This is a genomic window from Paenibacillus sp. 01T424, assembly GCF_056398745.1.
Genome location: NZ_JBFTPZ010000029.1, coordinates 87,179 through 96,156 on the forward strand (window position 1 = coordinate 87,179; position 8,978 = coordinate 96,156).

Sequence of the window (8,978 nt, forward strand, 5' to 3'; positions counted from 1 at the left end):
TTTCTAAAACTCTTGTGTTTCATCTAGGTATAATTGTATAAAAAAAAGACGCCGACATCTGTCGGCGCCGTGACCATATTAACGGTACAGTGACTTTTCAATCATACATCCTGAAAGTTTTTACGATACTCTTGCGGTGTAAGCCCTGTCGTTTTCTTAAACAGCTTAGAAAAGTGCGAGAAATTACTATATCCCACGTTTATGGCAATATCACTTATTCGGTTATTTGTTTTTTCAAGCTCGATTCTCGCCTTAGCTATACGCATTCGAACCAAATAATCCGTTAAAGAGTAACCCGTTTCCCTTCGGAACAAACGAGATAAATAAGCTGGATTCAAATAAACAGACTCTGCCGCTTGCTCACGACTGAATTCCTCTCCCATATGCTCTTCCATGTAGCGCTGAACCTTCTCCACAACTTGTGACACGTCCTTGCCGTTTTGGTTGGCATAGTCCGTTATCTGCTGGCTCAATTGCTGTGTCCATGTTCGCATGCGCGGCAATGATTTGAGAATGTTCTCGCCTACCTCCCATTCTCTATGTACAAACACGTCCGTCATTTGTACCGACTTTTTATTCAACCATTGGAACACCATATTCATATATCCATAATAAAACGATGCCATATGGGTATAATCAACTTTCAGCTCTAACATCTGGTCGAAGCATTCATCTATTCGCAAGGACAACTCCGTCTGCTTGCCGGACTCCAGCAATAGTGCCCAGTCAGCGAAGGGGGCTTGCTGAAGTGTATTCAGTCCTTGCTTCTGTGTATGATCACGCTCCATTATAATCGCACAAGTATTGCTGACGTTGCTTCTCTCTAAGGTAAGCAGCGTTTGTATTGTAGTACGGAGCTGCTTCACTTCCGCTGCTTCACTTATATAACAGGATAACGAGCAATTCAGCATCGTTTTACATTGATCAATAAATGTTTTGCATCTGGCATGCAGATCATTATTGCCTTGCTTGTCATCGAACACTCCACTATAAAATATTGCATATAAAATCCCGCTGCCATCTTGAACAATATGGCCAGATTCACCTTGAAGCACGATCTCTTCAGCTGCATTCTTAATACCATATGTCATGATCTCCTCATCACGGGCCGACCATTCCTCCCGCCACTGCTCGATGCTGATAAGCACGACGCGAATCAAACTGTCCGATTCAAGCGGTAAACCATAGGTTTGCAATGAGAAATTGAGCTGCTGCGATGCCGCTGATAAACGATAGTGAATGATATCTTGCCAGAACCGCTCAATTAATATAGGCTGCTGCTTGCTCCATTGCTCATAAAATAAGTTGTAAGTCCCGCGAATTTTTGCCAGTTGCTCCAAATCACGAGCTTTTTCCAGCGCCTCATTCACACATGCTTTTAGAGCGTTATGATCAATCGGCTTGAGCAAGTAATCGAAGCAGTCAAGCTGAACCGCCTGCTGCGCATATTTAAAATCCGCATGACCGGTCAAAAAGATTGTTACGCTGGAAGGGGAATGCTCATTCGCCCACTCTAGCAATTCGATTCCGCTTTGATTTGGCATATCAATATCCGATATCATAATGTGAATCGTATGCGCAGTCAGCAACGCCTGGGCCTCTTCCGCATCTATAGCCGTATAAATACTCGCAATCGGCAGCGTTGACCAGTCTATGCCATTCACGATGCCTCGAATTGCTATCTCCTCATCATCTACAACCAATAAGTTATACAACTGCTTTCACTCCCTCAGTAAGCTTAGGAAATACGATAACGACAATTGCTCCAGTGCCCTCCGCTTGATTGCGGAAAGTAATTGATGTCCGCTCGCCATACAGCAGCTGTAGTCTATGAATAACATTCATGATGCCTAAGCTGCTCGATTCCCCTTCCTGCAGCGGTTCTTTGTTTTGCAGCTTCTCCAGCACCTCAGGACTAAAGCCCGTACCATTGTCGCTGATCGATAACGTAAATCCATGCTCGGAGTCCATTTCCGCACATATTTTGATTTGGAAAAGCTGCCGCCTGTTTTTGAACCCATGAATGATGGAGTTTTCTACAAAAGGCTGAATGGTTAATGCAGCAATTGGATAATGCAAAATGTCATCGATTCCCTCATAGGTACATTGCAGCTTCTCAGGGAACCTAATCTTTTGAATCGTCATATAGTTTTCGATATGCATTAGTTCTTCCTTAAGTGTAATCGTGTCCCGATTGGCTTTCATAATAAATCGGAAATAATCAGCGAGATGCAGCGACATCTTTTTCACCGATTCCGTATCGCCTAATGCTGCTAAATTATAAATAATATTTAAGCTGTTCATATAAAAATGCGGATTAATTTGCGCTTGGAGCTGCTTAAGCTCTCCTTGTTTTACGCGGAGCTGCTCCTCGTAAACATCAATTTTCAAGGTTTTAATTTGTTCAGCCATGATGTTGAAGGTGTTTCCTAGAAACTCAAATTCAAGCGATTTGTTTTTCTTCAATCTAACATCCAGCATTCCTAAAGAGATTTTCTTCATTCCTAGAATAAGCTCATGCAGCGGCTTAAACAGCATATTCCTCATAAAGAACAAATAAATAAGCAAAATAGCTAGAAACCCAATTGGAGCAAACAACGTCGCATTTCTAAAAAATAATAAATTACGCAGCAGCGTCCGCTCTGGTATAACGACTCGATAAGCGATATCCACCATTTCGCTCATTCTATTCATAACAAGATAGGTTTCGCCTGTATTTCGATCAGTTAGCGATTCATACGGTTTCTTCGATATTTTATAGCTGAGTTCCAGCGGCGCTAAGTTTTCCGTCAATGACTGAACAAGTTGATCGCCAGCGCGTAAATAAATGCCGTTATGGCCGATATCTCCGTCACTCCATTGAATCGATAACATTCTGTTTATATCCTGTACTTTAATGATTGCGCCGACGTATAAATCATCTGACACCTTAATGAAATTAATCAAAAAAAACTTCCCTGGCAACCGCTCATCTGCTCTGACCTCCCATAAATGTTGATCATTCATAAGCAGATTTTCTTCCTTTGTCATTGAATCCATATGCGTCTTTATTATTTTTTTTGTATCGTTATATACGCTTTTTGTTCCAAAAATAATATCTTTATCGTGATATAGAAATACAGCATCAATCAGATTATAGACACCAACGTCGCGATTTAGCTTCCCATCAATTCTAATTTTCGTTAACGTATAACCGTCACTATCCATAGGGAAGGACATTAGCAAACCTACGTCGGTATCAAGCACTGACATTTTATAAAGATAATCATTAATCTGCAATAGATTTTGATCCGTTTGTCCCACGTAAATATCGAGTGTGTTTCGATAGGTCTCAGATACTTTCTCTCGAACGATCTCACGTGAGTAACTGTTGTTAATGAGCATATAAATAACTACCGGCAGCATAACTGCCATAAACCCAATAATAAGACGAGTTCTAATCGATTTACCGAACCTCACGCTCCGCTTCCCCCTAATATCGATTGAATCATAATCATATTACCATTTAAAGCGTTTTCTTGAAATCACTTAAAATCGATATGCCTACCCTTTTTTCAAATCTATTTAAAACATAAAAAAGCGCATATAGGATTTTCACCCCACATGCGCCAACGTCATTCTTTTTTAAATCTCGACTTTCTTTTTTAACAAATAAATCATTAGAAACAAGTAACCTAAAGTAAACGCTAAATCCAGTAAAAATGGTCCGAATAAAAAATCCACATTAAATGATGAACCAAAGGTTACTGATCCGCTATTCGATTGAGGTACATTGACTGAAACTATACCCATCATACCTTCTCTTTGGTCAAATAACTGATACGTTAACCAAGAAGCAATGCTTTGTACTCCAAAGAAAAAGACAATCCCGATCCATGTAGAATGCTTCACTCGGAAGCTGCGTGCCACTGTAATGGAACATAGAATCGAGAGCATAAAGGAGGTGTACATCCAAATATAGCTTATTACCATTCCGAATAAAGCGCCGTTCTCTAAAGAAACATGTTCTTTAAAATATTGAATATCCATATCCGAAAAAGCAATGAAGATCGCGATATGAATAGCTGCTATAATCAAAACGAGCAGCATGATGATCCAGCCTAGAAGGATAGCAGCACCTATTCCATTGATTGGGTGCAGCGGCAGTAAGCGCCGGCTGTAGGATTTAATGTTTCGTTCAAACGTCCGACAGCAATGGATGAACAACAAGATAAAGACCATTACATAGCCGAAAATACTAAACGCAGTAATAAGACCTTCATCCCAGTTGCGCGTCAATCCCGTAATACTGAACGCTGCTTCTAGTATGATAAAGATTGCAAGCGTGCTGAGGATACCATCGTTGCTTCGCTTCCAATCGTATTTCAACAGCTTAATCATTCCCCAAACACCGCCTTAAACATTTCATCAACGCTTTTACCGTGAGTCAGTCGTATATTTTCTACCTCATCCTGCAATACAATCTTACCCTCGCGTATGAAAACAACTTCATCGAAGATCCGCTCAATATCGCGTACAAGATGGGTTGAAATGATTAAGCTGCTTTCTTCGTTATAGTAGTTAACAATCGCATCCAAAATTTTCGTTCTTGCTACTGGATCTACGCCTCCGATTGGCTCATCAAGCAAATACAGCCTCGCATTTCGTGATAATACGAGTGTAAGCTGAAGACGTTCATTCATCCCTTTAGATAACGCGCTTACCCGATCGCGTTTATTCAAATTCATGAAAGCAAGCATTTCATCTGCTTTCTTATGATCAAAATCGGCATAAAAATCCTTATAAAAATCTATTGCGTCCTCTACGCGCATCCAACTCTCTGTGAGCGGTTGATCCGGCATAAAAGATGTAATTGCTTTTGTCTCGTTGCTTACAAGTTGCCCGTTAATCGTTACCGTGCCTGAACCTGGATGAATGAGTCCTGCAGCTATTTTCATCAATGTGCTTTTGCCACTGCCATTGCTTCCTAACAGACCAACAATCTTGCCAGGCGCCAACGTGAGTGATACTTGGTCTAACGCCTTTTTGCCGGCGAATGACTTTGATACCTCAGTCAGCTTCAAAATGCTTTCCACAGTCCTATCACTCCTTTTCTTTATCTTCTTCTTTTACGGCTTGTGAAACGATCGTTATGATATCGTTATTTGCAAAGCCCAGCTCCTGCATCCCTTGAATAAAGCGACCTAGCAAATCTCCTGCCATTTCTTTTTTGATATCCATTATTTTCGACTCCTCACTAGTGACATATCGGCCAAGCCCGCGCTTCGTTTCGACGATTTGTTCTCGCTCAAGCTCCTGAAAGGTTCGTTGTATCGTATTCGGGTTGATTTGTAGCTCTAATGCAAGTTCTCGTACCGCTGGTATTTTATCCCCAGCCTTCAACTTGCCAATGACAATTTCTTTCTTAATATAATTCATGATCTGCAAGTAGATTGGCAAATTATTATCAAATTCTATGCTCACAATATGTCCTTCTCCCCTCAACTGCCCACTCGAAAACGTTGCATGTTAGGCAATATCCCGTTTTTTAAACGTAACAAAGCTAATGACCAAAAACAAACACACATATGCTGCACACACAACACTCGGGAATAACATTCCGCCAGATGACGATTCATTACCTGTAAACAACGATAGATCTGTATTCATAAATAGTAGATATTTGGAGAAATCGTAGCTTGATAATAACATTTTCATTAAGCCTTCCAATAAGACAGCAGTCATGCCTATTCCTATTGTCGCTCCAGATGATCTTGTTAAAATGCCGAACATAAACGTTAAAGTTACATAGATGGTTGTATAAACCGTTTGAAATAACATTGATTTCGCAACATCCAACCAGGATACTTCCCCTGTCGCTTCAAATCCAAATGCGATTCCTCCTGCCGCAAGAGCAGCAGCTATTGTGAAAATGATGAGGGAACAAACAAACAATATAACTGCTGTATATTTTGATGCTAAAATTTTGCTTCTACCATGAGCTCGTATGAGCAAAAACTTAACTGTTCCTAATTGATGTTCCTTTGCGACAATACCAGCTGTGAAAATAATGGCTATAATCGTTACGATCTGTCCGACTCCATTTGTTGCCATGATCGATCCAGCAAATTCTAGCATAGTTGGATATTGATCGCCAGACATTTTCCATATTAAATAGGTGAAACCTACAATCGTAAGGAGCATTACTGCGTATGCAATGAAGAAGCTGCGTTTCTTTGACATTTTCAACCATTCGTTTAATACTAGTCCGTTAAAATTAAGCAATGCGACTACCCCCAGTCCATTTCAAAAACTCGTCTTCCAGTGATATCTTCGTTTCAGTAATTCGATAAATTTTAATATTGTCTTCCCCTAGCTTGCTTACAACCTGAGGAATAAGTTCATTCTGAAGAGCTAATACAAGCTCGCTGCTATCTTTTAAAAGCTGAATAACCTCAACCCCATCTATACTTGTAGAAATCTGGCTTGCTCGCTCAATATCATCTACACGAACAACAACGGATAGTTGCTTGGATTGCTCTTCCTTATCGCTTAGTGAACGATGAGTCACATATTTACCTTCTTGAATAACAACGACTCGGCTGCACATGAGCTCCATTTCAGAGAGCAGATGACTCGATACAAGAATCGATATCCCTTCTTGGACTGCTATTCTTTGCAAATATTGTCTCATTTCACGAATGCCTGCTGGATCTAAGCCATTAGTTGGTTCATCCAGTATTAACAACGATGGATTGTCTAATAGTGCTTGTGCAATGCCTAGACGCTGCCTCATTCCAAGAGAGTATGCTTTTACTTTCTTGTTCATTGCTGCCTCTAAACCTACCAGCTCCGTAACTGCTTTTATCCGTTCTTCCGTAATGCCTGATGACATTCTCTGATATTGCTTTAGATTATCATACCCTGTCATATATGGATAAAACTCGGGATTTTCTATAATAGCTCCGATATGCCTAATGGCTCCTGTAAAATCATTACGTATGCTTTTTCCTTGAATAAGCACATCACCCTCGGACATTTGAATCAAACCAACAATCATTCGGATTGTCGTTGTTTTGCCTGCACCATTTGGCCCAAGCAACCCTACGATTTCTCCCTTGTGAATATCAAATGACATTCGATCTACGATTGCTTTGCCTCCAATACGTTTGGTTACATTTTTTAAAGAAAGTACGGGGATTGTTCCCTTTATTTCAGAAGATGATTTCATCATTTCCTTACCTCCATCGTCTTAGTGTTCTAGTTAAATAGTACACTAGGTCTAAACAGATGTAAAGGGGAAATTTTCAGGTCGATTTTACCTATTATAAAACTAAAACACAAAAAAACTCTTAAGATCATAATGATCTTAAGAGTTTGTGTTAGAAAAGTTGGTGCCGATGAGAGGACTCGAACCTCCACGGTTTCCCTCACGATTTTGAGTCGCGCGCGTCTGCCATTCCGCCACATCGGCATTTCAGTAAAGATGGCGTGCCCTAAGAGATTCGAACTCCTGGCCTTTTGATTCGTAGTCAAACGCTCTATCCAGCTGAGCTAAGGGCACATATTTGTTGCAAAGAGAAATCTGTGGAGGCGCCACCCAGACTCGAACTGGGGGTAGAGCTTTTGCAGAGCTCTGCCTTACCACTTGGCTATGGCGCCAAATAAATGGAGCGGAAGACGGGAATCGAACCCGCGACCCTCGCCTTGGCAAGGCGATGCTCTACCGCTGAGCCACTTCCGCATATAAATGGCTGGGGATTCAGGGATCGAACCTGAGAATGACGGAGTCAAAGTCCGTTGCCTTACCGCTTGGCTGCAGCAGGAATTGAACCCACACCAAAGGTTTTGGAGACCTTTGTTCTACCTTTAAACTATGCCCCTAAGGTAAAAAATGGTGGAGGATGATGGATTCGAACCACCGAACTCAGAGAGAGCAGATTTACAGTCTGCCGTGTTTAGCCACTTCACTAATCCTCCATGTGGTGCCGTCGAGAGGACTTGAACCCCCAACCTACTGATTACAAGTCAGTTGCTCTACCAGTTGAGCTACAACGGCATATTCACTTGTGTTGCTTGTACTGCATCAATGGTGGCTCGGGACGGAATCGAACCGCCGACACGAGGATTTTCAGTCCTCTGCTCTACCGACTGAGCTACCGAGCCTGATGTTGTTTTTAAGTGGCGGAGCTGACGGGATTCGAACCCGCGGTCTCCTGCGTGACAGGCAGGCATGTTGGGCCACTACACCACAGCTCCACATCATGTTCTCGGAAAGTTCCGAAAGGTAAAGAATTTGGTTGCGGGGGCAGGATTTGAACCTGCGGCCTTCGGGTTATGAGCCCGACGAGCTACCGGGCTGCTCCACCCCGCGTCATTATTATTGATTAAATGGTGGAGGATGACGGGATCGAACCGCCGACCCTCTGCTTGTAAGGCAGATGCTCTCCCAGCTGAGCTAATCCTCCATGTTGAGCGACCTTTATATCTTATCATAGGTCAATCTTTTTTGTCAATCTTTTTTTAAAAGAAAAGTTGGTGACCCGTAGGGGACTCGAACCCCTGTTACCTCCGTGAAAGGGAGGTGTCTTAACCACTTGACCAACGGGCCTTGCTGGCAGAGAGGAAGGGATTCGAACCCTCGAGACCCGGTTAGAGCCTACACGATTTCCAATCGTGCTCCTTCGACCACTCGGACACCTCTCTACAATGGCTCCCCGAACAGGACTCGAACCTGTGACAACTCGATTAACAGTCGAGTGCTCTACCAACTGAGCTATCAGGGAATATTAAGCATTCAAAGCAAGTTGCGCCCTGAAAACTGGATACGAAAGATTAGGCTTGCTGAAGCCTTTTTAGCTGCTGTCTACTGGATGTATGGGTCACAGTAAACGTGTTTAGGATAAGCCCTCGACCGATTAGTATTCGTCAGCTACACACATTGCTGTGCTTCCACCCCGAACCTATCAACCTCGTCGTCTTCAAGGGGTCTTACATAC

The 8,978-nt window shown here is 42.2% G+C and carries 7 protein-coding genes, 14 tRNA genes and 1 rRNA gene; all 22 read right to left on the reverse strand.

The features are described from left to right. Positions 1-101: 101 nt before the first annotated feature. The gene (locus AC1DPK_RS21655) at positions 102-1,715 is read right to left on the reverse strand and encodes a helix-turn-helix domain-containing protein (RefSeq protein ID WP_477511596.1); all 1,614 of its coding nucleotides are present in this window, start codon (positions 1,713-1,715) and stop codon (positions 102-104) included. After that, positions 1,708-3,459 (reverse strand): sensor histidine kinase, encoded by a 1,752-nt coding sequence (locus AC1DPK_RS21660; protein ID WP_477511597.1) that lies wholly within the window; start codon positions 3,457-3,459, stop codon positions 1,708-1,710. The genes AC1DPK_RS21655 and AC1DPK_RS21660 overlap by 8 nt, the downstream gene beginning before the upstream one ends. A gap of 165 nt (positions 3,460-3,624) precedes the next feature. After that, on the reverse strand, positions 3,625-4,380 hold the full coding sequence (locus AC1DPK_RS21665) for a hypothetical protein (protein ID WP_477511598.1): 756 nt from the start codon (positions 4,378-4,380) through the stop codon (positions 3,625-3,627). Continuing rightward, positions 4,377-5,075: an ABC transporter ATP-binding protein gene (locus tag AC1DPK_RS21670; protein WP_477511599.1), complete on the reverse strand. Its 699-nt coding sequence runs from the start codon at positions 5,073-5,075 to the stop codon at positions 4,377-4,379. The genes AC1DPK_RS21665 and AC1DPK_RS21670 overlap by 4 nt, the downstream gene beginning before the upstream one ends. 7 nt (positions 5,076-5,082) lie before the next feature. Then, on the reverse strand, positions 5,083-5,463 hold the full coding sequence (locus tag AC1DPK_RS21675; RefSeq protein ID WP_076270974.1) for a GntR family transcriptional regulator: 381 nt from the start codon (positions 5,461-5,463) through the stop codon (positions 5,083-5,085). Between the two features lie 45 nt (positions 5,464-5,508). After that, positions 5,509-6,264 carry an ABC transporter permease gene (locus tag AC1DPK_RS21680; protein ID WP_477511600.1) on the reverse strand — a complete coding sequence of 252 codons (756 nt, stop codon included), beginning with the start codon at positions 6,262-6,264 and terminating at the stop codon, positions 5,509-5,511. Beyond that, positions 6,257-7,213: an ABC transporter ATP-binding protein gene (locus AC1DPK_RS21685; RefSeq protein ID WP_083682591.1), complete on the reverse strand. Its 957-nt coding sequence runs from the start codon at positions 7,211-7,213 to the stop codon at positions 6,257-6,259. The genes AC1DPK_RS21680 and AC1DPK_RS21685 overlap by 8 nt, the downstream gene beginning before the upstream one ends. Before the next feature lie 158 nt (positions 7,214-7,371). Continuing rightward, a tRNA-Leu gene (locus AC1DPK_RS21690) sits at positions 7,372-7,453 on the reverse strand. Positions 7,454-7,466: 13 nt separating this feature from the next. Next, positions 7,467-7,543 (reverse strand) — tRNA-Arg (locus AC1DPK_RS21695). A 24-nt stretch (positions 7,544-7,567) separates the two neighbouring features. Next, positions 7,568-7,641: transfer RNA gene (locus tag AC1DPK_RS21700), tRNA-Cys, on the reverse strand. Positions 7,642-7,648: 7 nt separating this feature from the next. Further along, positions 7,649-7,723: transfer RNA gene (locus tag AC1DPK_RS21705), tRNA-Gly, on the reverse strand. A gap of 69 nt (positions 7,724-7,792) precedes the next feature. Continuing rightward, positions 7,793-7,860 (reverse strand) — tRNA-Trp (locus AC1DPK_RS21710). Positions 7,861-7,874: 14 nt separating this feature from the next. Beyond that, a tRNA-Tyr gene (locus AC1DPK_RS21715) sits at positions 7,875-7,959 on the reverse strand. A gap of 3 nt (positions 7,960-7,962) precedes the next feature. After that, a tRNA-Thr gene (locus tag AC1DPK_RS21720) sits at positions 7,963-8,038 on the reverse strand. Between the two features lie 31 nt (positions 8,039-8,069). After that, a tRNA-Phe gene (locus AC1DPK_RS21725) sits at positions 8,070-8,145 on the reverse strand. A gap of 16 nt (positions 8,146-8,161) precedes the next feature. Beyond that, a tRNA-Asp gene (locus tag AC1DPK_RS21730) sits at positions 8,162-8,238 on the reverse strand. A gap of 38 nt (positions 8,239-8,276) precedes the next feature. Beyond that, a tRNA-Met gene (locus AC1DPK_RS21735) sits at positions 8,277-8,353 on the reverse strand. An 18-nt stretch (positions 8,354-8,371) separates the two neighbouring features. Then, a tRNA-Val gene (locus AC1DPK_RS21740) sits at positions 8,372-8,447 on the reverse strand. A gap of 68 nt (positions 8,448-8,515) precedes the next feature. Further along, a tRNA-Glu gene (locus tag AC1DPK_RS21745) sits at positions 8,516-8,590 on the reverse strand. 4 nt (positions 8,591-8,594) lie between these two features. Then, a tRNA-Ser gene (locus AC1DPK_RS21750) sits at positions 8,595-8,685 on the reverse strand. Positions 8,686-8,689: 4 nt separating this feature from the next. Then, positions 8,690-8,765 (reverse strand) — tRNA-Asn (locus AC1DPK_RS21755). Between the two features lie 112 nt (positions 8,766-8,877). Continuing rightward, a 23S ribosomal RNA gene (locus AC1DPK_RS21760) occupies positions 8,878-8,978 on the reverse strand; the annotation flags it as partial.